At 72.5% G+C, this 23,209-nt stretch carries 21 protein-coding genes and 1 riboswitch; of the genes, 13 read left to right on the top strand and 8 right to left on the bottom strand.

Translation table 11 applies throughout. The features are described 5' to 3' along the window. Positions 1–83 precede the first annotated feature (83 nt). The 6 genes from ACFFR3_RS10790 (at position 84) to ACFFR3_RS10765 (ending at position 6,860) form a co-directional block, all read left to right on the top strand. The gene (locus ACFFR3_RS10790) at positions 84–596 is read left to right on the top strand and encodes a double zinc ribbon and FHA domain-containing protein (protein WP_345403567.1); all 513 of its coding nucleotides are present in this window, start codon (positions 84–86) and stop codon (positions 594–596) included. A gap of 23 nt (positions 597–619) precedes the next feature. Beyond that, positions 620–1,246 carry a transcriptional regulator FtsR gene (ftsR, locus tag ACFFR3_RS10785; RefSeq protein ID WP_345403570.1) on the top strand — a complete coding sequence of 209 codons (627 nt, stop codon included), beginning with the start codon at positions 620–622 and terminating at the stop codon, positions 1,244–1,246. A gap of 128 nt (positions 1,247–1,374) precedes the next feature. Then, positions 1,375–1,845 (top strand): bifunctional nuclease family protein, encoded by a 471-nt coding sequence (locus tag ACFFR3_RS10780; RefSeq protein ID WP_090771501.1) that lies wholly within the window; start codon positions 1,375–1,377, stop codon positions 1,843–1,845. 147 nt (positions 1,846–1,992) lie between these two features. Further along, positions 1,993–2,613 carry a MerR family transcriptional regulator gene (locus tag ACFFR3_RS10775; protein WP_345403573.1) on the top strand — a complete coding sequence of 207 codons (621 nt, stop codon included), beginning with the start codon at positions 1,993–1,995 and terminating at the stop codon, positions 2,611–2,613. 194 nt (positions 2,614–2,807) lie between these two features. Then, positions 2,808–2,905: riboswitch (glycine riboswitch) on the top strand. 177 nt (positions 2,906–3,082) lie between these two features. Beyond that, complete coding sequence (gene gcvP / locus ACFFR3_RS10770) at positions 3,083–5,935, top strand: aminomethyl-transferring glycine dehydrogenase (protein WP_379483032.1); 2,853 nt, start codon at positions 3,083–3,085, stop codon at positions 5,933–5,935. Positions 5,936–6,050: 115 nt separating this feature from the next. Then, complete coding sequence (locus ACFFR3_RS10765) at positions 6,051–6,860, top strand: tetratricopeptide repeat protein (protein ID WP_364375942.1); 810 nt, start codon at positions 6,051–6,053, stop codon at positions 6,858–6,860. A 151-nt stretch (positions 6,861–7,011) separates the two neighbouring features. Here the strand turns inward: ACFFR3_RS10765 and ACFFR3_RS10760 are convergent, their stop codons facing one another. Further along, on the bottom strand, positions 7,012–7,359 hold the full coding sequence (locus tag ACFFR3_RS10760) for a hypothetical protein (RefSeq protein ID WP_364375945.1): 348 nt from the start codon (positions 7,357–7,359) through the stop codon (positions 7,012–7,014). Positions 7,360–7,441: 82 nt separating this feature from the next. On the opposite strand from ACFFR3_RS10760, the gene ACFFR3_RS10755 reads away from it, so the two are divergent. Beyond that, positions 7,442–8,032: an alpha/beta hydrolase family protein gene (locus ACFFR3_RS10755; protein ID WP_379483031.1), complete on the top strand. Its 591-nt coding sequence runs from the start codon at positions 7,442–7,444 to the stop codon at positions 8,030–8,032. Positions 8,033–8,254: 222 nt separating this feature from the next. On the opposite strand, the gene ACFFR3_RS10750 is transcribed toward ACFFR3_RS10755, so the two are convergent. Then, positions 8,255–8,446 carry a DUF5999 family protein gene (locus ACFFR3_RS10750; protein WP_043616949.1) on the bottom strand — a complete coding sequence of 64 codons (192 nt, stop codon included), beginning with the start codon at positions 8,444–8,446 and terminating at the stop codon, positions 8,255–8,257. A gap of 201 nt (positions 8,447–8,647) precedes the next feature. Then, the gene (locus tag ACFFR3_RS10745; protein WP_355422528.1) at positions 8,648–9,208 is read right to left on the bottom strand and encodes a TetR/AcrR family transcriptional regulator C-terminal domain-containing protein; all 561 of its coding nucleotides are present in this window, start codon (positions 9,206–9,208) and stop codon (positions 8,648–8,650) included. A gap of 135 nt (positions 9,209–9,343) precedes the next feature. Here ACFFR3_RS10745 and ACFFR3_RS10740 point away from each other — a divergent pair, with 135 nt between their 5' ends. Further along, complete coding sequence (locus ACFFR3_RS10740; protein ID WP_345403587.1) at positions 9,344–9,721, top strand: hypothetical protein; 378 nt, start codon at positions 9,344–9,346, stop codon at positions 9,719–9,721. Positions 9,722–9,836: 115 nt separating this feature from the next. Here the strand turns inward: ACFFR3_RS10740 and ACFFR3_RS10735 are convergent, their stop codons facing one another. From ACFFR3_RS10735 to ACFFR3_RS10725, 3 genes are all read right to left on the bottom strand, one after another. Beyond that, positions 9,837–11,168, bottom strand: coding sequence for an RNA polymerase sigma factor (locus tag ACFFR3_RS10735; RefSeq protein WP_364375953.1), 1,332 nt, complete (start codon positions 11,166–11,168; stop codon positions 9,837–9,839). Between the two features lie 177 nt (positions 11,169–11,345). Beyond that, positions 11,346–11,708 carry a hypothetical protein gene (locus tag ACFFR3_RS10730; RefSeq protein WP_345403590.1) on the bottom strand — a complete coding sequence of 121 codons (363 nt, stop codon included), beginning with the start codon at positions 11,706–11,708 and terminating at the stop codon, positions 11,346–11,348. A 43-nt stretch (positions 11,709–11,751) separates the two neighbouring features. Continuing rightward, positions 11,752–12,900 carry an AMP-binding protein gene (locus tag ACFFR3_RS10725; protein WP_364375959.1) on the bottom strand — a complete coding sequence of 383 codons (1,149 nt, stop codon included), beginning with the start codon at positions 12,898–12,900 and terminating at the stop codon, positions 11,752–11,754. A gap of 264 nt (positions 12,901–13,164) precedes the next feature. Between ACFFR3_RS10725 and menD the strand changes: the two genes are divergently transcribed. Continuing rightward, the gene (gene menD, locus ACFFR3_RS10720; RefSeq protein WP_379483030.1) at positions 13,165–14,826 is read left to right on the top strand and encodes a 2-succinyl-5-enolpyruvyl-6-hydroxy-3-cyclohexene-1-carboxylic-acid synthase; all 1,662 of its coding nucleotides are present in this window, start codon (positions 13,165–13,167) and stop codon (positions 14,824–14,826) included. A 39-nt stretch (positions 14,827–14,865) separates the two neighbouring features. Here the strand turns inward: menD and ACFFR3_RS10715 are convergent, their stop codons facing one another. Together ACFFR3_RS10715 and ACFFR3_RS10710 are read right to left on the bottom strand one after the other, a co-directional pair. Beyond that, positions 14,866–15,759 carry a 5'-3' exonuclease gene (locus tag ACFFR3_RS10715; RefSeq protein WP_364376383.1) on the bottom strand — a complete coding sequence of 298 codons (894 nt, stop codon included), beginning with the start codon at positions 15,757–15,759 and terminating at the stop codon, positions 14,866–14,868. Positions 15,760–15,823: 64 nt separating this feature from the next. Then, the gene (locus ACFFR3_RS10710) at positions 15,824–17,020 is read right to left on the bottom strand and encodes a PP2C family protein-serine/threonine phosphatase (protein WP_364375965.1); all 1,197 of its coding nucleotides are present in this window, start codon (positions 17,018–17,020) and stop codon (positions 15,824–15,826) included. Between the two features lie 142 nt (positions 17,021–17,162). On the opposite strand from ACFFR3_RS10710, the gene ACFFR3_RS10705 reads away from it, so the two are divergent. The 4 genes from ACFFR3_RS10705 (at position 17,163) to ACFFR3_RS10690 (ending at position 23,190) form a co-directional block, all read left to right on the top strand. Beyond that, positions 17,163–18,272 carry a M24 family metallopeptidase gene (locus ACFFR3_RS10705; RefSeq protein WP_379483029.1) on the top strand — a complete coding sequence of 370 codons (1,110 nt, stop codon included), beginning with the start codon at positions 17,163–17,165 and terminating at the stop codon, positions 18,270–18,272. Positions 18,273–18,277: 5 nt separating this feature from the next. After that, positions 18,278–19,045, top strand: a complete 768-nt coding sequence (locus ACFFR3_RS10700) for a protein phosphatase 2C domain-containing protein (RefSeq protein WP_379483028.1) — start codon at positions 18,278–18,280, stop codon at positions 19,043–19,045. 62 nt (positions 19,046–19,107) lie between these two features. Further along, on the top strand, positions 19,108–22,236 hold the full coding sequence (locus ACFFR3_RS10695) for a helix-turn-helix transcriptional regulator (RefSeq protein WP_379483027.1): 3,129 nt from the start codon (positions 19,108–19,110) through the stop codon (positions 22,234–22,236). 87 nt (positions 22,237–22,323) lie between these two features. Further along, complete coding sequence (locus ACFFR3_RS10690; protein ID WP_364375977.1) at positions 22,324–23,190, top strand: terpene synthase family protein; 867 nt, start codon at positions 22,324–22,326, stop codon at positions 23,188–23,190. The last annotated feature ends 19 nt before the right edge of the window (positions 23,191–23,209 follow it).

Genomic DNA, 23,209 nt, shown 5'->3' with positions numbered 1-23,209 from the left:
GCATTCGCAAACGTGAAAAAGCGAAGCGAGGCGCGCCCAGAGCACCGTCGCCGCGTCTTCGCGGTAGGAGGCCGAGCCGATCGATGCCGAGCGTCTACTGCACGCAGTGCGGGCACGCCAACCCCGAGGATGCCCGTTTCTGTTCCCGTTGTGGGTCGCCGCTGACCAGACCCGAGGTCGCCGGGGACACCACCTCGACGATCTCCATAGCGGGAATCGAGGCGTACGAGGCTGAGACCGGTGACATGCTTCTGGCCGAGCGGGCGATCGTCGAGCAGCTCCCGCCCGGCGCGGCGTTGCTCACGGTGACCAGGGGCCCCAATCAGGGGAGCCGTTTCCGGCTGGACAAAGACCTCACCACGACGGGGCGCCATCCCGAGAGCGACATCTTCCTCGACGACATCACGGTCTCGCGCCGCCACGTCGAGTTCTACCGCCACCGCGGCGGCCAGTTCTCCGTGCGCGACGTGGGCAGCCTCAACGGCACCTATGTCAATCGGGAACGCATCGAGGAGGTTCCTTTGCACTCGGGAGACGAGGTGCAGATCGGCAAGTTCCGCCTTCTCTTCCTGATGCGGGGCAACTCCGGCGTATGACTTCTCAGGCGGCACGCTCGCACATGAGCATCGGGGAAGTGCTCGCGCTCCTGCAGGGCGAGTTCCCCGATGTGACGATCTCCAAGATCAGGTTCTTGGAGGGCGAAGGGCTGATCGAGCCCGAGCGCAGCCCGTCCGGCTACCGTAAGTTCACGCACCTGCACGTCGAGCAGCTGCGCTTCATCCTGACCGAGCAGCGCGACCACTACCTGCCGCTGCGCGTGATCAAGGACAAGATGGCCGAGAGCTTCGGCCGCCCGCGCGCGGTGCAGCAGACGCAGGAGGTCAGGCTCAGCCGGGCCGAGCTGCTCGAGGCGGCGGGCATCGACGACGAGACGCTCACCGAGCTGGAGGACTACGGCCTGCTGGTCCCCGTGGCCAGGCGTTACGACGAAGAGGCGCTCAAGGTGGCCCGCACCGTGGGCGCCCTGGCCAGGTTCGGCCTGCACGCCCGTCATCTGCGGGCGGTCAAGGCGGCGGCCGAGCGCGAGGCGGGGCTGGTCGAGCAGACCGTCGCCCCGATACTCAAACGGCGCCGCCCCGGAGCCATCGGCGAGGCCGACGAGGTGGCCCGCGAACTGTCCACTCTCCTGCTCGACCTGCACGCATCCCTTGTGCGCACGGGGGTGCGGTCGGTCCTGGGTCGTTGATACCGGAGCGAGCTGGGAGGCGAGGGCACATTCCAGGCCCCCTGGGTGTTACGTTGAATTGAACCAGTCAGCAGAAGCGATGTTCGAAGAGCTGTGCCGGGTGACCGGTCAGGAATACGGAGCAGCCCGTGTTGCAGATGGAGGTCGTGGGCGTACGAGTTGAAATGCCCACAAATCAGCCGATCGTCTTGCTCAAGGAGGCACACGGGGAGCGGTTCCTTCCTATATGGATCGGCATGACCGAGGCCACGGCCATCGCCCTGGCCCAGGCGGAGGAGCCGCCGCCGCGGCCGCTCACCCATGATCTCTTCCGGGACGTGCTGAGCGCCCTGGGTGTCGGCTTGCGCGCGGTCAACATCGTCGCCCTGCGCGACGGCATCTTCTTCGCCGACCTGGTCTTCTCCAACGGCGTGGAGGTGAGCGCGCGGCCGTCCGACTCGATCGCGCTCGCCCTGCGCACGGGGGCGCGCATCTTCGCCAGCGAAGAGGTCGTCCAGGAGGCCGGGGTGATCATCCCCGACGACCAGGAGGACGAGGTGGAGAAGTTCAGGGAGTTCCTTGACACGATCACTCCCGAGGACTTCGGCAGGGCGGGGTAGGTATTTCAGTGCATTTACGCTTCACGACGCGCCGAGCCGGATCGTTGACTGAGCATGGTCACGGTCCTACGGTGCAAGTGAAACCCGTGGCCGCCTTTTACGAACCCCCAGATCAGGCCACGGGATGAGAGAAAGCCGGAGGTCCGCGTGGCGGTCAGCAGCGGCGAGGGAAAGACGGCCGGCCAGGAAGATCCGGTGCGGCGCGAGAGCGCGCGGCAGCGTGCCGGGGAGCAGGGCCTGCTCTTCGACGAGCAGCCGACGGCGCTGCCGGACGACATCGGATACCGCGGGCCCACGGCCTGCGCCGCGGCCGGCATCACCTACAGGCAGCTCGACTACTGGGCGCGCACGGGCCTGGTGGAGCCCACGATCAGGGCCGCGCACGGCTCGGGCTCGCAGCGGCTCTACAGCTTCCGCGACATCCTGGTGCTCAAGGTCGTCAAGCGGCTCCTCGACACCGGGGTGTCGCTGCAGCAGATCCGTACGGCAGTCCAGCACCTGCGTGACCGCGGGGTCGCCGACCTCGCCCAGATCACGCTCATGAGCGACGGCGTCAGCGTCTACGAGTGCACCTCGGCGGACGAGGTCATAGATCTTCTCCAGGGCGGGCAGGGCGTGTTCGGCATCGCGCTCGGCCGGGTCTGGCGGGAGGTCGAGGGCTCCCTCGCGGAGCTGCCGGGGGAACGCGCGGCGGTCGAGGACACCGTCCCGGCCGACCACCCCGCTGACGAACTGGCCCGCAGGCGGCGCGCCCGCCGCATCGGCTGACCTGATTCCGTTTCTCACGTTCGCGCCGGGTCGCACGCTGCCCAGGGCAGGGCACGCACCGGCGCGAAGCGGCGACGGAGCGTCACCCGCGGTCCGGCCCTCACCGCCGGACCTGCGGCGAAGTGCGCCCGGAACGGCGGGTGCGGTGCACGGCAATCCCGGCTTACCGTAGTAATCTAGGACAGCAAGGCTGACGACCCCGTGCGGGAGAGTCCCCGGTCCTTCCGGTCCGGGGCGCCGAAGGAGCAACCCTCCCCGGAATCTCTCAGGCAACCGGTACCGCTCGGGCGAGGCAACTCTGGAAAGCAGGCGCGCCCGCCAGGCGTGCCTCACCGACGGTGCAAGCCCTGCGCAGGGGTGAAGCTCTCAGGTCGCGGCACACCACGTGGGGCCGCGCTGACAGAGGGGGAGATCCGGCACTCGCCCGCGCCCCGGCGCCGGTCTCCGTAAGCCTCGGGAGGCACACCCCATGACCGATCTGTCAGCTCCGCCGTTCTCGTCCAGGCATATCGGCCCCTCCGAGCCCGAGCAGCAGCGCATGCTCGAGGCCGTGGGCTTCGAGTCCGTCGCCGACCTCGTGGCCGTCGCCGTGCCCGAGTCGATCAGGGTCAAGGACCGGCTCAGGCTGCCCGCCGCCATCGGCGAGGCCGAGGCCATCGCCGAGCTGCGCGCCCTGGCCGGCCGCAACCAGGTGCTCACCTCCATGATCGGCCTGGGCTACTACGACACCGTCACCCCCGCCGTCATCCGCCGCAACCTGCTGGAGAACCCGGGCTGGTACACCGCCTACACGCCGTACCAGCCGGAGATCTCGCAGGGCCGGCTCGAGGCGCTGCTGAACTTCCAGACCGTCGTCTCCGACCTGACCGGCCTGCCCGTTGCCGGCGCGTCCCTGCTGGACGAGGGCACCGCCGCGGCCGAGGCCATGACGCTGGCCCGGCGGGCCGGCAAGAGCAAGAGCGACGTGTTCGTGGTGGACGCCGACGCGCTGCCGCAGACCAAGGCCGTGCTCGCCACCAGGGCGGAGCCGCTCGGCATCACGCTCGTCGAGCACTCGCTGGACGGCGAGCTGCCCGAGTGCTTCGGCGTCCTCGTGCAGTACCCGGGCGCCTCCGGGCGGCTGCGCGACTTCCGCGCCGTGGCCGCCGCCGCGCACGAGGCCGGCGCGCTCGTCGTGGCCGCCGCCGACCTGCTGGCCCTGACGCTGATCACGGCCCCGGGCGAGCTGGGCGCCGACATCGCCGTCGGGTCCTCGCAGCGCTTCGGCGTGCCGTTCGGGTTCGGCGGGCCGCACGCGGCGTACATGTCCGTACGCGAGGGGCTGCAGCGCCAGCTCCCCGGCCGCCTGGTCGGCGTGTCCGTGGACGCCGACGGCGACCCCGCGTACCGGCTGGCCCTGCAGACCCGCGAGCAGCACATCCGCCGCGAGAAGGCCACCAGCAACATCTGCACCGCCCAGGTGCTGCTGGCCGTCATCGCGAGCATGTACGCCGTCTACCACGGCCCCGAGGGCCTGCGCGGCATCGCCCGCCGGGTGCACCGCCACGCCACCGCCCTGGCCGAGAGCCTCAAGGGCGCCGGCGTCGAGGTCGTGCACGGCGAGTTCTTCGACACCGTGCTCGCCCGCGTGCCCGGCAGGGCCGCCGAGGTCGTGGCCGCCGCCGCCGAGCGGGGCGTCAACCTCTGGCAGGTGGACGCCGACCACGTCTCCGTCGCCTGCGACGAGAAGACCGGCGCCGGCGAGCTGGCCGCCGTACGCGCCGCGTTCGGCGTGACCGGCGGCGTGACCGGCGGCGTGACCGGCGGCATGGAGCCCGAGCAGGCCCCCGACGCGCTGCCCGGCACGCTGCTGCGCGAGAGCGACTACCTCACCCACCCGGTCTTCCACCAGCACCGCTCCGAGACCGCGATGCTGCGCTACCTGCGCAGGCTCCAGGACAAGGACATCGCGCTCGACCGGTCGATGATCCCGCTCGGCTCCTGCACGATGAAGCTGAACGCGACCACCGAGATGGAGCCCATCACCTGGCCGGAGTTCGCGGCCGTGCACCCCTACGCCCCCGAGGCGCAGTCCGAGGGCTACCGCGAGCTGATCGGCACGCTGGAGAGCTGGCTGGCCGAGGTGACCGGCTACGACGCCGTCTCCATCCAGCCGAACGCCGGCTCCCAGGGCGAGTTCGCCGGGCTGCTGGCCATCCGCGCCTACCACCGCGCCAACGGCGAGGGCGAGCGCGACGTCTGCCTCATCCCGTCCTCCGCCCACGGCACCAACGCCGCCAGCGCCGTCATGGCCGGCATGCGGGTCGTCGTCGTGGCCTGCGACGACGACGGCAACGTGGACCTGACCGACCTCGACGCCAAGATCGGCAAGCACCGCGACGCGCTGGCCGCGATCATGGTGACGTACCCGTCCACGCACGGCGTGTACGAGGAGTCCATCACCGAGGTCTGCGCCAAGGTGCACGAGGCCGGCGGCCAGGTCTACGTCGACGGCGCCAACCTCAACGCCCTCGTCGGCCTGGCCAAGCCGGGCGAGTTCGGGGCCGACGTGTCCCACCTCAACCTGCACAAGACCTTCTGCATCCCGCACGGCGGCGGCGGCCCCGGCGTCGGGCCCGTCGCGGTCCGCGCCCACCTGGCCCCCTACCTGCCCGGCCACCCGCTGCGCGGCGGCACGCCGGTCGGGCCCGTCTCCGCGGCGCCGTACGGGTCGGCCGGCATCCTGCCCATCTCGTACGCGTACGTCAGGATGATGGGCGCCGAGGGGCTCACCGCCGCCACGCAGCAGGCCATCCTGTCGGCCAACTACCTCGCCCGCCGGCTGGCCCCGCACTACCCGGTTCTCTATACCGGCCGCGGCGGCCTGGTCGCGCACGAGTGCATCATCGACCTGCGGCAGATCACCAAGGAGACCGGCGTCACCGTGGACGACGTGGCCAAGCGCCTCATCGACTACGGTTTCCACGCGCCGACCATGTCGTTCCCCGTGGCCGGCACGCTGATGATCGAGCCCACTGAGAGCGAGGACCTCGCCGAGCTCGACCGGTTCGTGGACGCCATGATCGCCATCCGCGGCGAGATCGCCAAGGTGGCCTCGGGCCACTACGACAAGACCGACAACCCGCTGCGCAACGCGCCGCACACGGCCGAGTCGGTCAGCGCCGACGAGTGGCCGCACCCCTACAGCCGCAGCGAGGCCGCCTACCCGGTGCCGTCGCTGCGCGAGGGCAAGTACTGGGTGCCGGTGCGCCGCATCGACCAGGCCTACGGCGACCGCAACCTGGTGTGCTCCTGCCCGCCGCTGGAGGCGTACGAGGACTGAGCGGCTCCTGGCGGGCGGGGCTCCCACCCGCCCGCCATTCGCAGGGCGTCAAGTGAGCAGACATGATCGCTCGAAGTCGTTAGGCTCAGGGCGACCGTCCCCACAAGGAGCTCCGTTGACGTCCTCAGAGCTGGAGACCTCACCTCTCGACACCGCCCGCCGCCTGGCCGAACGCGGCGACCTCGACGCCGCCGCGGCCATCCTGGGCGAGCTGGCCGGCGACCCCGACGAGCCCGACAGGGCCCAGGCCGCCGTGGGCCTCGCCGTCGTGCTGGAGCAGCGCGGCGACGTCGAGGCCGCCAGGAAGGCCGCCAGGACCGCGCTGGCCACCGGCCACCCCGAATACGCCGCCCAGGCCGCCTGCCATCTCGCCCAGGGGTTCGAGCGCGAGGAGCGCGACGAGCAGGCCAGGGCCGCCTGGCAGGCCGTGCTGGGGGTGGGCACGCCCGCGTACGTGCCGCTCGCCCACCTCGCCCTGGCCCGGCTCGCCGTCCGCGACGGCAACCTGGAGGAGGCCGAGAAGGAGCTGCGCGCGGCCATGGAGGCCGGCATGCAGGCGGGGGACGAGCGGGTCGGTGCGCACGCCGCCCAGCGGCTCGCCGACCTGATGGTCGAGCACGGAGAGCCAGGGGCGGCGGCCGAGGTGCTGCTGGACGCCCTGGAGTTCGCGCCCGAGGACGAGGTGCCGGGGCTGCGGGTGCAGCTCGGCATCGCGCATCTGGAGCTCGCCTGCGCGGAGTTCGCCGAGAGCGTCGAAGGCGGCGCCGACGCCCGGACCGGCGCTCTCGCCATCGAGCTCCTGGCCCGCACCCTGCCGCTACGCGGGCGGGCGGACGACGCCGACCGGGTGTGGACGTACGGGCTGGAACACGAGAACGAGGCCCTCGCCGCCGAAGTCCGCCTCCGCTACCACCGCGACGCCTGATTCCCGCTGAGACCGACTCAGACCCGCGCCGGACGGCCGCGCCCCCGCGTCCGGGCACGGGCGGCTCAGTGGCGGAGGATGCCGGGCGTGCGGCCTGGGTCTGGTCGCGGCGTTCGGTGGCGCTTGAGCAGCGGCCTGGTCACGGGGACTCTCAGCGGCGGCGCATGACGGCGGCGGCTGCTGCCACGTTGACGACGACGATCGCGAGCCAGGCGATCACCAGGCCATAGCCGCCCGCGGTCGCCCCTGCGACCCCGGTCAGCGGGATGCCGAGAGCCAGCGAGCCGAGGACGATGGGCACCATCGGCGCGGCCGGGCTGGTCTGCTTCCCCCTGGGAACGGCGTCGTGCCGTTCGAGCTCGGCGTGCACGCGGTGGGCGATGGTGGCGTCGAGGCGCTCGACGAACGCGTCGATGAGGGCGGCCTCGTACTCCGGGCCCAGATCACGACGAGCTTCGAGCGTGGCCTGCAAGTCGTCCCGGAGGGATTTTTCTGGCATGAGATCCATCATGCTCCCATCTCGGCGCGCCGTCATCCGACCTGAGAGCTAGCGCGGGATCCTTCGCAGGTACGGTGCTGCCATGCAGGTGATGACCCCGAGAGGGCCGGCGCTGGCCGAGATCGACGAGGCCGGCGACCCGCGGCTGCTGCTGGTGCTGACCCACGGCTCGGCCGGCACCGTGGACGCGCCCGACCTGCTGGCCGTGCGCGCGGCGGCGTTGGGGGCCGGGGCGACGGTGGTCCGGGTGACGCAGGCGTTCCGGGTGGCGGGGGCGCGGGCGCCCGGCTCGCCCGCCCGGCAGGACGAGGCGTGGGAGGTTGTCCTGGACGAGCTGCGCAAGCGCCTGCCGGACCTGCCGCTCGTGCAGGGCGGGCGGAGCAACGGGGCGCGGGTGGCCTGCCGTACGGCCGAGGCCGTCGGCGCGGCCGCCGTGGTGGCGCTGGCCTTTCCGCTGCACCCGCCGGGCAAGCCCGAACGGTCCCGCGCCGACGAGCTGCGTGCGGCCGGGGTGGACGTGCTGGTGGTGAACGGCGATCGCGACCCGTTCGGTGTGCCCGACGCGGCGGACGCGACCCGGCTGGTGGTGCTGCCGGGGGAGGGGCACGACCTGAAACGGGACCCCGCCCGGGTGGGCGAGATCGTCGCACAATGGATCACCCGATACGCCTAGCCCTCGGGAGCTACGTACGGGCCGCCTGATTCTTCGACAGAGGCGGCGTCCAGGCCGGGAGGTTCGGGCGCTCGTTTCGCTGTTCGTGGGGGCGGGGTGGCGGCCGGGAGGTGTGGTCACTCGGCCGGCCGCTCGTCGCCGCGCCTCAGCGGGTCCGGCCGCGCCTCGGCGGGCCGGTGGCGGTGGTGCCGGGGCGGCGTGTCCCGGCGCCCGACTTTGAGGTCAGGCCGCGCCTACGACAGGGCGGTGCGGAGCGATGGCGGTGCCGCTGGGCAGGAGCTCTCCGGTGTCCTCGAACAGGACGACGCCGTTGCAGAGCAGGCTCCACCCCTGTTCGGGGTGGCTGGCGAGGGTGCGGGCCGCTTCGCGGTCCGGCGCCTCGGCATCCGGACAGGCCGGGTCGTGCGGGCACATCGGCGTGCCTCCGATATCTCGTGGGATGCTCCCGTGATGGAGGGGCGGGAGCCGGCTCGGGTAGTTGTGCTGGCAAGTGTGCGACCTAAGTCACACGTTTCGACATAGTCCGTTAGGACTGTTACAGGAGGGTCCCCGAACCGTGTGACCTTCGACACAGCGTGCCTTATGCAGGATAACCGGCCAAGCGCGCCACGCGCATCACGTTTGCAAACCCTTGAGAAGAGCGTCGAGTCCGCGCTCGAAGTCCACATCGGCTCTTTCGTCCCGCCTGACCCATTCATCGACTTCGGGGTCCGCCCAGCCCGACTGCTGCACCTCGACCGCCACGCTGCCGAAGACGAAGGCCCGCAGCGCGCGCACGGCCTCGGCGGCGTCCGGCAGGCCGGCGTCGGTGAGCTGGTCGATCTGCTCCCTGATCGTGATCATGGTGGCGCCCTTGGGCGGCTTGGTGAGCGCCAGGGCCAGCACGCCGGGGTGGTCGCGCAGCAGCTCCCTGCTCGCCCGGCACCACGCCTTGGCCGTCTCCTGCCAGGTCGGGCCTGGCTCGACGTGGACGGCCGTGACGTGCTCGGCCAGCGCGTCCATCAGCGCCTCTTTGCCCCGGGGCAGGTGGTGGTAGATGGCCATCGCCTCGACCTGCAGCGCGTCGCCCAGCCGGCGCATCGTGAGGCGGCGCAGGCCCTGGCTGTCGGCGATGTGCAGCGCGGCCTCGATGATCCGCTCGCGGGAGAGGGGGACCGGAGGTCTCTTGGCGGGCATGCTGATCATCTTACTATGTAAAGGCGCTGGCGCCGGGGCGATTTCCGCACGTGTCGCGGGACGGCGTAACCTTGGCGGTTGAACGAGTACCGACAGTGTGAAAGGGCCGGGTCGATGGCGTTTTTCCGTCCGCGGGTGAGCCGGGAGGCAGAGGTCCGCTACCACGCGGACCAGGAGATAGCCAAGAGCTTCCCCGAGTTGCTCGACAAGGCCAGGGAGGCCGAGCGCACGCTGCGGGAGCTGCGGGCCGCCGACGCCGACGAGGTCGAGCTGCGTGCCGCGGGGCTGGCGTTCGACCGCGCGCTGACCGAGGCGCTGCGTGCCGCCGAGGCGGGGCAGCGGGCCACGTTCGGGGTGAAGGCCTACGACGACCGGATCGCCCGGCGCAAGGCCAGGGCGACGCCCGAGGGCGCCATGTGGACGGCCGAGGTCAACCGGCTGCGCACGCTGCGCGAGGAGAACCGCCTCTGGGGCATCCCGCACGTCCCGTCGCGCGTCCCCGCCGCCCGCTGACTCTCCCGCGGCCCTGACGGCGCTTCGGCGGTCAGGGTCGTGAACGACGAAGAGCCCCGGTGGGGTCACCGGGGCTCTTCGCATGTGTACGCCCGATCGGGCCGGGCGGGTGGTGCTAGCTTGCCCAGTCCAGGAGTGGGCGGGTGTTGCTGGGGTGGCGGAGCTTGGAGAGCGACTCCTTCTCGAGCTGGCGGATTCGCTCCCTCGTCAGTCCCAGGTGCTTGCCGATCTCGTCGAGGGTGTGCGGCTTGCCGTCCACGAGGCCGAAGCGCAGGGCCATGATCTTCGACTCGCGCGGCGAGAGGTTGTCGAGCACGCCGCGCAGTTGGTCGCCCAGCAGCTGGCGGTCGACGATCTCCGAAGCCTCGGGGGAGTCGACGTCCTCGATGAGGTCGCCGATCGTGGTCTCGCCGTCCTCGCCGATCGTCGCGTTGAGGGAGATGGGCTGCCGGCTGGTGCGCAGCAGTTCCTCGATCTGGTCGGGCGTCTTGTCGAGCTCGACGGCCAGCTCCTCGGGCGTGGGCTCGCGGCCCAGCCGCTGGTGCATGTCACGCTCGACCCGCGACAGCTTGGACAGCATCTCCAGCACGTGTACGGGCAGCCGGATCGTCCTGGCGGAGTCGGCGAAGCCGCGCTGGATGGCCTGCCTGATCCACCACATCGCGTACGTGGAGAACTTGAAGCCCTTGGTGTAGTCGAACTTCTCCACGGCCCTGATGAGGCCCAGGTTGCCCTCCTGGACGACGTCCAGCAGGGACATGCCGCGGTCGGTGTACTTCTTGGCCACCGACACCACGAGGCGCAGGTTGGCCTCCAGCATGTGGTCCTTGGCCTGCTTGCCGTCCTCGACGACGAGGTGGAGGTCCTCGCACATGGATTCGGGCAGGTCGGGCTGGGTCTCCAGCTTGTACTCGGCGTAGAGGCCGGCCTCGATGCGCCGGGCCAGCTCGACCTCCTGGGCGGCGGTGAGCAGGGTGCGGCGGCCGATGGACTTGAGGTAGGTGTGCACCGAGTCGCCCATGACGGACGCGGTGTCGTCCAGGTCGAGCGGCTCGTTGTCGACGTCGGGGTCCTCACCGTTGACGGCGAGGTCCTCGGGGACGTCCTCCACGTGCTCAGGCTTCGTTTCGGAGCCCGTCTGCGTCTTCGCGGAGGTTTTTGCCTCGCCGGCCTTGCGGCCGGTAGTCTTTGCCCGCGAGGTGCTCTTCCTGGTGGTGGCCTTCTTGGGCGTGGGGGCGGTGGTGCTGAGCGACGGCTCGTTCTCGGCGGCCAGGCTCACGCCGGCCTCTGACAGTTCGCGCAGGATCGTGCGGCCTTCAGAGGGGCTGATACCGGCCTCCGCGAAAGCGTCACGCAGCTCCGCCAGAGAGAGGTGACCCTGGTTTCGCCCTCGTTCAATCAGCTGGTCGAGAGTTACGGGTGGGGTCGCCACGGCGGTTCTGGGCATGAGGACACCTCCTCCGTACGGAGTGGAAGCGATCAGGCAGGTTGTGGTGGGGCGGGTTCGCGTCCGCACGGCGCACCAGTATCAATAACGCCAATCGCCGTCATTTGTTCCCGTGCGCATCGATGCGGGGTGAAAAGGGGCGGATCGCCCACATAGGCAACCGCCCCGCCCCTGGTCTTATTCCGGCAGGCCGGCGACCTCTCCCGACTCGACCTCGCCGGAACGACGCCCGCCCGGGGCCGCGTCACTGGTCTCCAGCCTGCCCACCTCGGGCATCGGCATCGGCTGGGCGTCCTCCATCCGCTGGTCGCTCCAGTATCTGAGCACCTCGCGGGGGTCGGGGTTGACCTCTGTGGAGACCACGACGCCGTCGGTGGTCTCGGGACGCGGCTGCTCGCCGGTCTTCTCGATCTGGGCTCGGGTCTCCCTCGCGACCTGGTCGAGCTTGCCCGCCGAAGCGGCCGCCGCGACAGAGGCACCTCCGACGACGATGACGCCGACGACGGCCGCGGATGCCCACATCTTGCGGGTGTGGTCCATGAAGGCTCCCTCCTTCTCCCCACTATGACGCAGCCGCAACTCGTCAGGTTCCTGCCCTCAGGCGTACCAGATCGGTCTTTCCGTTCGGCAGCAGGGGCAGCCGGGACATCAGCCGCAGGTCGCGCGGGGCAGCGTGAGGAGGCAGCCTATCGCGGCAGAATGCCCGCAATTGCGAAAGTGTGGGAGGCGCGCCGGGGTCGGCGGGGACGATGACGGCGGTGACCAGCTCGCCCCACTCTGGGTCGGGTACGCCGATCACGGCCGCGTCGGCCACCTCCGGGTGGGCGGCCAGGACGGCGGTCACCGCGGCGGCCACCACCTTCTCGCCCCCGGTGTTGATGACGTCGTCGGCACGGCCCAGCACGCGCAGCCGCCCGCCGTCCAGCTCGCCGAGGTCGGAGGTGACGAACCAGCCGCCGTCGAGCGGGGCGGGCGGCCGGTCGAAGCGGTAGCCGGAGAACAGCACGGGGCCCGCGATCCTGATCAGGCCGTCCTCGCCGATCTTGAGGTCGACGCCGTCGAGCGGCCGTCCGTCGTAGACGCAGCCGCCTGAGGTCTCGCTGCTCCCGTACGTCGTCACCACCCGCGCGCCCAGCTCACGGGCCCGGTCGAGCAGGCCGGGACGGGGTGCGGCGCCGCCGAGCACGATCGACCTGAACGCCGACAGGTCGGCCCCCATCTCGACCAGCCGGTGGAGCTGGGTGGGGACCATGGAGACGTGGTCGGCGCCGGAGCCCAGCACCGCGTGGGGGTCGAACGAGGGGTGGATCACCGGCTCGCTGCCGGAGAGCAGGGCGCGTACCAGGACTTGGAGGCCCGAGACGTGGGCGACGGGCAGGCAGCACAGCCAGCGCTCGCCCTTGACCGCCCCGACGCGGCGGAGCGAGGCCGTCGCCGAGGCGCGCAGGGCGGCGGCCGAGAGCAGCACGCCCTTGGGGGCGCCCGTGCTGCCGCTGGTGGAGATCACGACCGCCACGTCGTCCGGCACGCCGGCGCCGTCGTCGCGGGGGACGCCGCCGACGTGGGTGGGCCGCAGCGCCTCGATGGCGGGCCCTTCGTGGCCGGGGACGAGCGGGAGCACGGCGGGCCCGTCGCCCGCCAGCGCGTCGCGGATCGCCGCGAAGAGAGCAGGTCCCGGAGGCTGCACGATGGCATGCAGCGGACGGTCCGGATGCGACGGGTTCCTCCACATGCTCGTAAGGTTAATGGCGACAGGTCGGACAGCGGGTGCAGGGAGGGTCGTGACGCGTTCCCCCGTGGTCTGCCGGACCGCGCGGCCTTCCGGGCAGACCGTCAGGTCCCACCTGCCGTCGTCGATCCAGGCCCGCACGCGGCTTCCCGACCGGCCCCTCAGGTCCGGTGCGTCGGCGCGCCGTCCCTCGGTGAAATTTCGTGATTTGTCGGCATTTGAGATTGAATCTCCCCAGTGGCTTCGCCGGAAGCAGGAGGCGTCCCGTTGAACCCCGCTACCGCGCTGGCCACGGTGCTGGTCGATGAGCTGGTGCGCTGCGGCCTGACCGACGTGGTGCTGGCGCCAGGCTCGCGTTCCGCACCGCTGGCCATGGCGCTGCACGCCGAGTCGCGGGTGCGCCTGCACGTCCGCATCGACGAGCGCTCGGCGTCGTTCCTGGCGCTGGGGCTCGCCAAGCGCTCAGAGCGGCCGGTCGCGCTGATCTGCTCGTCCGGCACCGCCGCCGTGAACTTCCACCCGGCCGTCGTCGAGGCCGCGGAGTCGGGCGTGCCGCTGCTCGTGCTGACCGCCGACCGCCCGCCCGAGCTGCGCGGCACCGGCGCCAACCAGACGATCGACCAGCTCAAGCTGTACGGCTCCGCGACCCGCTGGTTCGCCGAGGTCGGCGTGCCCGAGGACCGTCCGGGCCAGGTCGCCTACTGGCGTTCGCTGGCCTGCCGCGCTTACCAGCGCGCCGCGGGGGCGGGCAACCCCGGCCCCGTCCACCTCAATCTGGCCTTCAGGGAGCCGCTGATCCCCGACGGCGACACCGAGTGGTGCGAGCCGCTCGACGGCGGCACCAACGGGCCGTGGGTGCGGGCCAGGGTCGCGCCCCCGCCCATCGCCCTGCACCTGCCGCCGACCAGACGCGGCGTGCTCGTGGTCGGCGACGGCGCCGCCAACGTGCGCCGCTACGTCGCCGCGGCCGGCATGGCGGGCTGGCCGGTGCTGTCGGAGCCCAGCGGCGGCGGCCGCTACGGCGACCACGCCATCTCCACCTACCACTACCTGCTCGGCACGCCCGAGTTCGCCGACGGCCACCGGCCCGACGTCGTGGTGACGCTCGGACGTCCAGGGCTGTCGCGCCCGCTGCTGTCGTGGCTCGCGCGGGCCGGCGAGCACATCGTGGTCGCGCCCGACCTCGACCGCTGGCCCGACCCGACCCGCTCGGCCACCCAGGTGGCGCAGGCCGTGGAGATCCCGGTCGCCTCCGGCGACGACAGCTGGCTGCACGCCTGGCGGCAGGCCGACCTCGCGGTGAGGTCGGTCATGGACGAGGTGCTCGACCTGACCGGCACCAGCGAGCCCCGCCTGGCCAGGGACCTCGTCGACGCGCTGCCGAACGGCGCCCTGCTCTTCTGCGGGTCCTCGATGCCGATCCGCGACCTCGACCAGGCGATGCGGCCCAGGCGGGGCATCCGGTTCATGGCCAACAGGGGCGCTTCGGGCATCGACGGGCTCGTGTCCACCGCCATGGGGGCCGCGCTGGCGCACAACGGGCCCTCGTACGCGCTGATGGGCGATCTGTCGTTCCTGCACGACCAGAACGGGCTCATCCTCGGGCCCCGCGAGCCGCGGCCCGACCTGTGCCTGGTCGTGGTCAACAACGACGGGGGCGGCATCTTCTCGCTGCTGCCCCAGGCGGCGGTGCGGGATCCGTTCGAGCGGGTCTTCGGCACGCCGCACGGGGTGGATCTCGGGTATGTGGCGGCCGCCACCGGCACGCCGTACACGCTCGTCTCCGACATCGGTGAGCTGCCCAAGGCGCTGCGGGGGGAGGGGCCGCGCATCGTGGAGGTGCGTACGGACCGGGAGGAGAACGCGCTCGTGCACGCCCGCCTGCGCGAGGCCGCCCAGGACGCCGTGCGGGCCTTCCTCAGCGCCTGAGCCTCCCTCGGCGGGTCACTTGGCGGGTCACTTGGCGAGTCACTTGGCGAGGGCGTCGAGGAGGCGGTTGAGCGGGCCGTCGATGCCCCAGCGGTCGGCCAGGGCGACCAGGGCCTCCGCGTCGCGGGGCTTGGACGGCAGCGTCAGGTCGGCGTCGGGCAGCGGCGCCTCCTTGGCCACCTCGACCACCGCCGGGGCGACGCGCAGGTAGTCGCGGGCGGCGGCCAGGCGGGTGCGGCTGCCGGCCGGGAAGCCGTCGGTCTCGCCCGCGTCGAGCGCGTCCAGCAGGCCGGCGAGCGAGCCGAACCGGGTGATCAGCGCGGCGGCGGTCTTCTCGCCGACGCCGGACACGCCGGGCAGGCCGTCGCTGGGGTCGCCGCGCAGGGTGGCGAAGTCGGCGTAGGAACGGCCGGGGATGCCGTATTTGGCCGTGACGAACGCCTCGTCGGCGATCTGCAGGTTGCGGATGCCGCGCGCGGTGTAGAGGACGCGGACCGGGCGGGAGTCGTCGACGAGCTGGAACAGGTCGCGGTCGCCGGTCACGATGTCGACGGCGCCGCCGGCCTGGGCGGTCAGCGTGCCGATCACGTCGTCGGCCTCGTAGCCGGGCGACTCGAGGCGGGCGATGCCGAGGGCGTCGAGCACCTCCTGGATGACCGCGATCTGCGGCACCAGCGCCTCGGGCACCACCTCCGTGTCGCCGTGCGCCACCCGGTGCGCCTTGTACGTGGGGATCGCCGCCACCCTGAACGCCGGCCGCCAGTCGGCGTCCATCGTCGCGGCGAGCTGGTCAGGCGCGTATTGGCGGACGAGGGTGGCGATCATGTCGATGAGCCCGCGCACGGCGTTGACGGGCGACCCGTCGGGAGCCTTGATCGACTCGGGGACGCCGTGGAAGGCGCGAAAGTAGAGGGACGGGGTGTCCAGGAGCATCAGCACGCGACCCATGCTGCCACCCCGCACCGACATCCCGCCCACCCCAGCTCACAGGCCCTTCTCAGGCGTCGAGGATGCCGACCGCGACGAGGCAGGCGTCGTCCTCCGGGTTCGGGCCGCCGATGTCGGTCAGGAGGGCGTCGAGGCCGTCGTCCAGGTCGTGGGCGGACAGCCGGCGGGCGGCGGCCAGTACCAGGTCCAGGCCCACGTCGATGTCGCGGACCCGCCGCTCGACCAGCCCGTCGGTGAACATCAGCAGCAGGTCGCCGGGCAGCAGCCGGGTGGTGGCCAGCTCGTACGGGCTGCCGGACGCCGCCCCCAGCAGCACCCCTCTGGGCTTGGCGAGCTGGCTGGCCACCCCGTCGCGTACCAGGATCGGCGCCAGGTTCCCCGCCTGCCCCCAGGCGAACACCCGGGTCGCCGGGTCGAGGTGGCCCACGATCGCGGTGGCGGTGGTGTCCTTGAGCTGGTGCATGACCAGGTCGTTCAGCCAGTCGAGCAGCCGGTTGGCGGCCTGCCCCGTCATCGCCAGGCCGACCAGGGCGTGGCGGAGCTGGGCCATCCGGGAGATCGCCGGCAGGCCGTGACCTGAGACGTCGCCGATGGTGAGCAGCAGCCGGCCGTCGGGGGCGGGCGCGGTCTCGAACCAGTCGCCGCCCAGGTTCGCGGTCTTCTCGGCCGGCACGTACCGCACGGCGACCCTGGTGTGCGGCAGGTCCAGGCAGCCGACCGGCGCCGGCAGGATCGCCTCGCGCAGCGCCAGCATCACGTGCCGCTCCTCGGCCGCCTGCTCGCGGGCCTCCAGGAGCTGGCGGCGCGACTCGGAGACCATGCGCTCGGCGCGGCGGCGGCCGGTGATGTCCTGGATGACGCCGTGCATGCCGATCGTGCCGCCGGGGCCCGGCAGGGGTTCGAGCACGACGCGCAGGTCCCGTACGTCCCCGGCGTCGCGGCGGATGCGGAACTCCGCCTGCACCGGCTCTACGCCCTGCACCACCGACCACAGCAGCCGGTCGAGCGTGGCCACGTCGGCGGGATCGACGTGCTCGGCCAGGTCGGGCAGCGCGATGGGACCGTCGTCGGGGTCGCGGCCGAAGATCACGTAGACCTGCTCGGACCAGGTCGTCTCGCCGGTGTGCAGGTGCCACTCCGCCCAGCCCATGTTGCCCAGCCGCTGGGCGTGCGCCAGCCGTACGGCGAGCATCTCGGCCTCGCTCTCGTGCCCGAGCAGCTCGGCCGCGCCTATGACGTCGACCATGGTCTCACTCTCGAAGCGCAGGGAACTGGACAATTGGCCCCACAATACGTGATCGACCGTGAACGTGGAGTAGCCATGAGATGCGGCGTGGTGAGACCTTTTCGCGGATTTTAGGCGGTGGACGTACGAGTAGATTGGGCCTGTGACGTCCTCAGATCTGTATCCCGTGTCCCGTCTCGCCGCCGTCCAGGAGGCCACCGCCAAAGCCGGTCTCGACGCCCTGCTGCTCACGCCGGGCCCCGACCTGCGTTACGTCAGCGGCTACGACGCCAAGCCGCTGGAGAGGCTGACGTGCCTGGTGGTGCCGGCCTCGGGGGAGGCGTACATGATGGTGCCCCGTCTCGAGCTGCCCGCCGCCGAGGCGTCGCCGGCGTCCAGGCTGGGGCTGGAGTTCGTGGCGTGGGACGAGACCGACGACCCGTACGCGATCGCCGCCGCCCGCCTCGGCCGCCCGGCCAGGGTGGGGCTGGCCGACCGCATGTGGGCCATGTCGTCGCTGCGCTTCCGCGCGGCGCTGCCCGGCACCGAGCAGGTGCTGGCCGGCAGCGTGCTGCGAGAGCTGCGGATGCGCAAGTCGCCCGCCGAGGTGGCGGCGCTGCGGCAGGCCGGCGAGGCCATCGACGGCGTCCACCGGCAGGTGCCCGGGCTGCTGCGCGCCGGGCGCACCGAGCGCGAGGTGGCCAGGGACATCGCCGAGGCCATCCTCGCCTCCGGCCACGCCACCGTCGACTTCGTCATCGTCGCCTCCGGCCCCAACGGCGCCAGCCCGCACCACGACGTGTCCGACCGGGTCATCCAGGCCGGCGAGCCCGTCGTGGTCGACATCGGCGGCGCGCTGCACAACGGCTACTGCTCCGACTCCACCCGCACGTACAGCGTGGGCGAGCCGCCGGCCGAGTTCGCCGCCTACTACGAGGTGCTGCGCCAGGCCCAGGACGCCGCCTGCCGCGCGGTCCGTCCAGGTGTGTCGTGCGAGTCGATCGACGCCGCCGCCCGCGACGTCATCGCCGCCGCCGGCCACGGCGACCACTTCGTCCACCGCACCGGGCACGGCATCGGCATCGAGACGCACGAGGAGCCGTACATCGTGGCCGGCAACGGCGAGCCGATGGAGCCCGGGTTCGCGTTCTCCGTCGAGCCCGGCATCTACCTGCCCGGCCGCCACGGCGCGCGCATCGAGGACATCGTGGTCTGCACCGACGGCGGCTACGAGCGGCTCAACAACACGCCGCGCGAGCTGGTCGTCGTCTGACGGGCGTGTTCCAGCAGGTCACGTACGCCACCAGGCCCGGCTCCGCGCGTCCCAACGAGGACCTCGTGGTCGCCGGGCCGTCCTGGATCGCCGTGCTCGACGGCGCCACGGCCGCGCCCGGCGTCGACAGCGGGTGCGTGCACGACGTCGCCTGGCTGGTGGGGCGGCTCGGCGGGGCGCTGGCCGCCGAGCTGTCCCGCGACGCCCCTGATCCGCTCGCCGTGGTCCTGGAACGCGCCATCGAGGCCACCGCCGCCGGCCACGCTCCTTCCTGCGACCTCGCCAACCCCGACTCGCCGTCCGCCACCGTGGCGCTGGTGCGGGTGCGCGAGCGGCTGGAGTACCTCGTGCTCGGGGACTCGCCGGTCGTGCTCTCCCTGGCCGGGGGCGGGGTGCGGGTGGTGTCGGACGACCGGCTGGAGCGGCTGCCCGGCGGGCGGCCGTACAGCGTGGAGCTGGTACGCCGGCTGCGCAACGCGCCCGGCGGGTTCTGGGTCGCCGCCGCCAGGCCCGAGGCCGCCCGCCAGAGCGTCACCGGCGACCTTCCCGCCCGTGACGTGCGCGGGGCGGGGGTGTTCACCGACGGGGTGGCACGGCTCGTCGACTGGTACGGGTGGCGCTGGGAGACCGTGCTCGGCCTGCTCGCCGGGCGGGGGCCGGACGCGGTGATCTCCGCCGTGCGGGCGCTGGAGAGCGAGCGGGGGCCCGTACGCGGGAAGCGCCACGACGACGCCACCGCCGCCTGGGGGCTGCTGCGCCGGCCCGCCTGCTGAGGTGGTGTATCAGGTGCTCGCACCGCCGCTCTGGGATGGCGAGGGCGGCGGAGGGAGTTCGCATGTTCGTCGGCAGGACGCGGGAGCTCGCCCTCCTGCGCGGGGAGCTGCGGGCGGCCCTTGCGGGGGCCGTCAGGATCGTGGCCGTCGAAGGGCCGGAGGGCATCGGCAAGACCGCGCTCATCCATGAGGCCCTGCGTTCGTCGGCGCCTGGTGGGGAGCCGGGCGCGAATGGCGTCAGCACGCCGACGGTGGGCGGCGCCGAGGGCGTCAGCGCGCCGGTCGTGAGCGGCGCTGAGGGAGCTGGCGCGCCGGCCGTGAGCGGCGCTGAGGGAGCTGGCGCGCCGGCCGTGAGCGGCGCCAAGGGAGTGTGCACGCTGGCGGTCAGCGGCGCGGAGGGCGAGCGCGGGCTCCGGCTCGGCGTCGTGCGCCAACTCGCGTATCAAGCCGCCCGCGTTTCGGGCGCCGGGCCGCTTGATGCGGGTGCCTTCGAGGGCGGGACGGCCCTTGCCGCGCTCGCCGGCGCGGCCGTCATCGTCCCTGAGGACCGTTCCTGTGCGGGCCGTCCCAGGACTTCCGGCTCTGGGCGCCTCGGTGCATGTGCCGCCGGGGAGATGGTGTGTGCGGCTCTTTCGCGGGTGGCCGAGCGGGGGTGCGTCGTGGTCGTGGACGACGCGCAGTGGGTTGATCGGGCGTCGTCGCGGGCTCTCGCGTACGTGCTGCGGCACCTGCGGGCGGGACGGGTCCTCGTCGTCGTCGCGTGTCGTGATATTTCCGACCCGTGGCTGCCTGAGGGGCTGCGGCGGTCGCTCACCGGTGACTCCACCCTGCGCCTGACCCTCGAGGGTCTGACGCCCGGCGACCTCGCCGCCCTGCTCTCATGGCCGGAGGCCGAGGTGAAGCCGGGTGCGGTCCCTGAGCGCGGGGGAGCGGCCTGGGCAGGAGCGGGCCACTCCCTAGATCGGCCTCACTCGCAGGCTCTCCTTCGGGACGGTCACGATCGTGCGGTGCCGGGGGCGGACCTGTCGCTCCGGAGCCGCCCGTCGGAGCGGCTCGGGGCGGGGGCGGTGCGGCGGTTGTGGGAGCACACCCTGGGCAATCCGCTGCACGCCCGGGAGTTGCTGGGCACGCTGGCCCACGGCGTGCTGGACGATCCCGGGGCCCGGTTGCCTGCGCCGGGGACGTACCGCAGGGGCTTCGAGCGGCGGCTGCGCGCCTGCGGGCCCGACACCGCGCGGCTGGTGGCGGCGTGCGCGGTGCTGGGCGGGCCGACACCGCTGCACGTGGCCGCGACCGTGGCCGCGCCTGTGTCCGTCGGCGGCGTCGGCTGCGGCGGTGTGCCGCTGGAGGCCTTCGAGGAGGCGGAGGCCGCTGGGCTGCTGCGGGAGGTGGGTGGGCGGCTGGTCGACTTTCCTGAGCCGCTCGCCAGGGCGGCGGCCTACGACGGCATCGGGCCTGCCGCCAGGGCCCGCCTGCACCTGGCCGCCGCAGGGGTGGCCGATGACACCGGTGCGGCGTTGCGGCATCGCGCCGCTGCCGCGTTCGGGCCAGATGGGGAGTTGGCCGAGGAGCTGGCGGGGTTCGCGGTCAAGGCGGCGCAGCACGGGCTCTGGCGGGAGGCCGCCGCCCATCTCGACCGGGCCGCCGGGCTGACCGAGCCGGCCGGGAGGCGCGACGAGCTGCGTACGGCCGTCCTGGAACATGTGCTCATCGGCGGCGACGTGCTGCACGCCGCCCGGCTCGCCGCCGCGCGCAACACCGACCCGCGCCCCGCCCGCCGGTACGTGCTGGGCCGGCTCGCCCTGGCCGCCGGGCGCTTCGAGGCGGCGTACGAGCTGCTGTCCGAGGCGTGGCGGCACGCCGAGCCGGGGCACGCCGCCGACGTCGCCGAGCAACTGGCCTGGCTGCACCTGGTGACGGGCGACCCCGTGGAGGCGGCGGCATGGGCCCGCCAGGTGATCGACCAGCCCATCCAGAGCCCGGCCGCCCGCCCCCACGACATCCTGGCCCTGACCAGGGCCCTGACCTGCGTCGCGTCGTCCGAGGCCGGCTCGGCATCGGACGACGGGCTGGCCGGTGCGGTGGCGTTGCTCCAGCAGGGAGCCGTGGCTGCGGCCGGGAGCGTGCTCAGGCGGGCGGTGGGCGCGGCCGGGACCTTGGCGCAGCATCGGCTGCTGGCCGCTGGATTGCGGGCCGTCGCCGATCACGAGATGGCGCGGTGGGACGAGGCGGTGGCCGGGGCCGAGGAGGCTCTGGCCGAGGCGACGGCGCTCGGCCAGCGCTGGTTGCTGCCCCTGCTGGAGGTGGCCTGTGTGGCCCCCCTGGCGGCCAAGGGCGAGCACGAACGGGCGCTCGCGCACGCCAGGTCCGCCGCCACGACCGCCCGCGGGATGCGGCACGCACTGGGAGAGCGGCAGGCCGAGCTCGCCCTGGCCTCGCTCGGCGCCGGCCCGCTCCCGGAGGGGGAGTGCGGTGACCCCGGGTGCGGGGCGCTGTTCGCCCCCGACCCGCGTCCTGAACGCATCGAGGCCCTCGTCGCCGACGGCCGACTGGAAGAGGCGGAGCGGCTGCTCTCCACATACGAGAGACACGCTCAGGACCGGCCGGGCAACGCGGCGCAACCGCTTGCCGCGGGTGAGGGGCGGGTGGGTGCTGAGGTGGGGCGGTTGCGGGGGTTGGTGCTTGTGGCTGGGAACGTTCCAAAAGGGGCGGAGGCGGAGTTCTTGCGGGCGGTGGGGATGGCGGCGGGGGTGTGGCCGTTCGAGGAGGGCAAGGTGCTGCTCGACCTGGGGCGCTTGTTGCGGAGGACCGGGCGGCGGCGGGCGGCGGCCGAGCGGCTGGGGGCGGCTCGGGAGATCTTCCAGCGGCTCGGCGCGCAGTCGCGGGCCGAGCGGTGTGCGCAGGAGCTGGAGGCGTGCGGGCTGGAGCCGCCCGCGACCGTACGGCTGGGCCTCACCCCACAGGAGCTGAGCACGGCCATGCTGGTGGCCGGCGGGCTGACGAACCGGCAGATCGCCAGGGAACTGCTCATCAGCGTCAAGACCGTCGAGTACCACATCGGCAAGATCTATACGAAACTCGGCATCGGCTCCCGCGTCGCCCTGACCGCCGCACTTCACGCGGCTGGCTTGGGGGAGAGGCGAACGCGCCTGCCCGGCCAGGCAGCTGATACCTTGATCGATACCGCGTGATCATGAAACAATTGCCGTGACAGGTGCATATCCAGGGGAAATGGGGGTCGTCGGGCATGATCCGCGAGCCGGTCGAGCGGCCCTAGGATGCCGGGCGACGAGCTGGACGAGGCGTTCGAGCTCGGCGAGACGTGCGCAATGGCCGCCGAATGCGGCAGAGATCTGCGGCGGTGCGCCGAAATGTACGGCGGGTTGTTCCCCGCTGCCGCTTTCACCACCGACCTCATTCACGCCCTGACCTTGTCCACCGCGTTCAGCGCCCCCTGGGCCGGCGCCCACCGGCTCAAGGTCGTCAACCGGGCCGCCCTGTGGGTCCTCGCGGTGGACAGGATCGTCGACCACACCGCGCTCACCCGCTCCCACGTCGACCGCCTGACGAAGGAGTGCCTGGACGTCGCGCGGGGCTCGGCGCCGCGCTCGGCGGTCTCCCGCTTCCTCGCCGACCTGCGCGACGAGCTGGGCACCGTCAAGGAGTTCGGCGACCTTCAGGACATCTGGGCCGGCCAGCTCGCCCGCATGCTGGAGGGCATGGCGCGGGCCTGGGCCTGGCGGGACGCGCACGCGACGCCGTCGCTGGCCCACTACGTCGAGAACGCCGACAGCCGCGGCTCCTGCTTCGTGGACCTGTGCCACTGGATCTACACGGCCGACGACTGGTCGAAGGCCCACCTGGAGGAGCTGCGCGCGGTCAGCCGCCAGGTGCAGCGCTACCTGCACCTGCTCGGGGACGTCGTGACATACCGGCGGGACCTGAGCTGGGGCGACCTGAACGTGCTCGCCCTCGGCGTAGAGCGCTCGCAGGTGACGGCCGCGATGGCCGAGCTGGCGCGCAGGGCGCAGGAGCTGATCGAGCCGGTACGCGCCCACAGCCCCCGCACGGCCTTCTACCTGCACAGACAGCTCGGCTTCCAGGCCGGCTTCACCGGCGTTTCGGGCTTTCACCTGCAAGAATAAGTACTCGTCTGAATACATG

The sequence above is a fragment of the Nonomuraea salmonea genome (assembly GCF_042428605.1).
In the GTDB taxonomy this organism is placed as follows: domain Bacteria; phylum Actinomycetota; class Actinomycetes; order Streptosporangiales; family Streptosporangiaceae; genus Nonomuraea; species Nonomuraea salmonea.
Note: the sequence above shows the minus strand (reverse complement) of the source record. Positions and strands in the feature narration are given on the sequence as shown.

Excerpts from the sequence above, each read along its gene's own strand:
- ACFFR3_RS10790 (WP_345403567.1), top strand. The coding sequence starts at position 84 with ATGCCGAGCGTCTACTGCACGCAGTGCGGGCACGCCAACCCCGAGGAT.
- ftsR (WP_345403570.1), top strand. The coding sequence starts at position 620 with ATGAGCATCGGGGAAGTGCTCGCGCTCCTGCAGGGCGAGTTCCCCGAT.
- gcvP (WP_379483032.1), top strand. The coding sequence starts at position 3,083 with ATGACCGATCTGTCAGCTCCGCCGTTCTCGTCCAGGCATATCGGCCCC.
- ACFFR3_RS10760 (WP_364375945.1), bottom strand. The coding sequence starts at position 7,359 with ATGCCAGAAAAATCCCTCCGGGACGACTTGCAGGCCACGCTCGAAGCT.
- ACFFR3_RS10755 (WP_379483031.1), top strand. The coding sequence starts at position 7,442 with ATGCAGGTGATGACCCCGAGAGGGCCGGCGCTGGCCGAGATCGACGAG.
- ACFFR3_RS10750 (WP_043616949.1), bottom strand. The coding sequence starts at position 8,446 with ATGTGCCCGCACGACCCGGCCTGTCCGGATGCCGAGGCGCCGGACCGC.
- ACFFR3_RS10745 (WP_355422528.1), bottom strand. The coding sequence starts at position 9,208 with ATGCCCGCCAAGAGACCTCCGGTCCCCCTCTCCCGCGAGCGGATCATC.
- ACFFR3_RS10735 (WP_364375953.1), bottom strand. The coding sequence starts at position 11,168 with ATGCCCAGAACCGCCGTGGCGACCCCACCCGTAACTCTCGACCAGCTG.
- ACFFR3_RS10730 (WP_345403590.1), bottom strand. The coding sequence starts at position 11,708 with ATGGACCACACCCGCAAGATGTGGGCATCCGCGGCCGTCGTCGGCGTC.
- ACFFR3_RS10725 (WP_364375959.1), bottom strand. The coding sequence starts at position 12,900 with ATGTGGAGGAACCCGTCGCATCCGGACCGTCCGCTGCATGCCATCGTG.
- ACFFR3_RS10715 (WP_364376383.1), bottom strand. The coding sequence starts at position 15,759 with ATGCTCCTGGACACCCCGTCCCTCTACTTTCGCGCCTTCCACGGCGTC.
- ACFFR3_RS10710 (WP_364375965.1), bottom strand. The coding sequence starts at position 17,020 with ATGGTCGACGTCATAGGCGCGGCCGAGCTGCTCGGGCACGAGAGCGAG.
- ACFFR3_RS10695 (WP_379483027.1), top strand. The coding sequence starts at position 19,108 with ATGTTCGTCGGCAGGACGCGGGAGCTCGCCCTCCTGCGCGGGGAGCTG.
- ACFFR3_RS10690 (WP_364375977.1), top strand. The coding sequence starts at position 22,324 with ATGCCGGGCGACGAGCTGGACGAGGCGTTCGAGCTCGGCGAGACGTGC.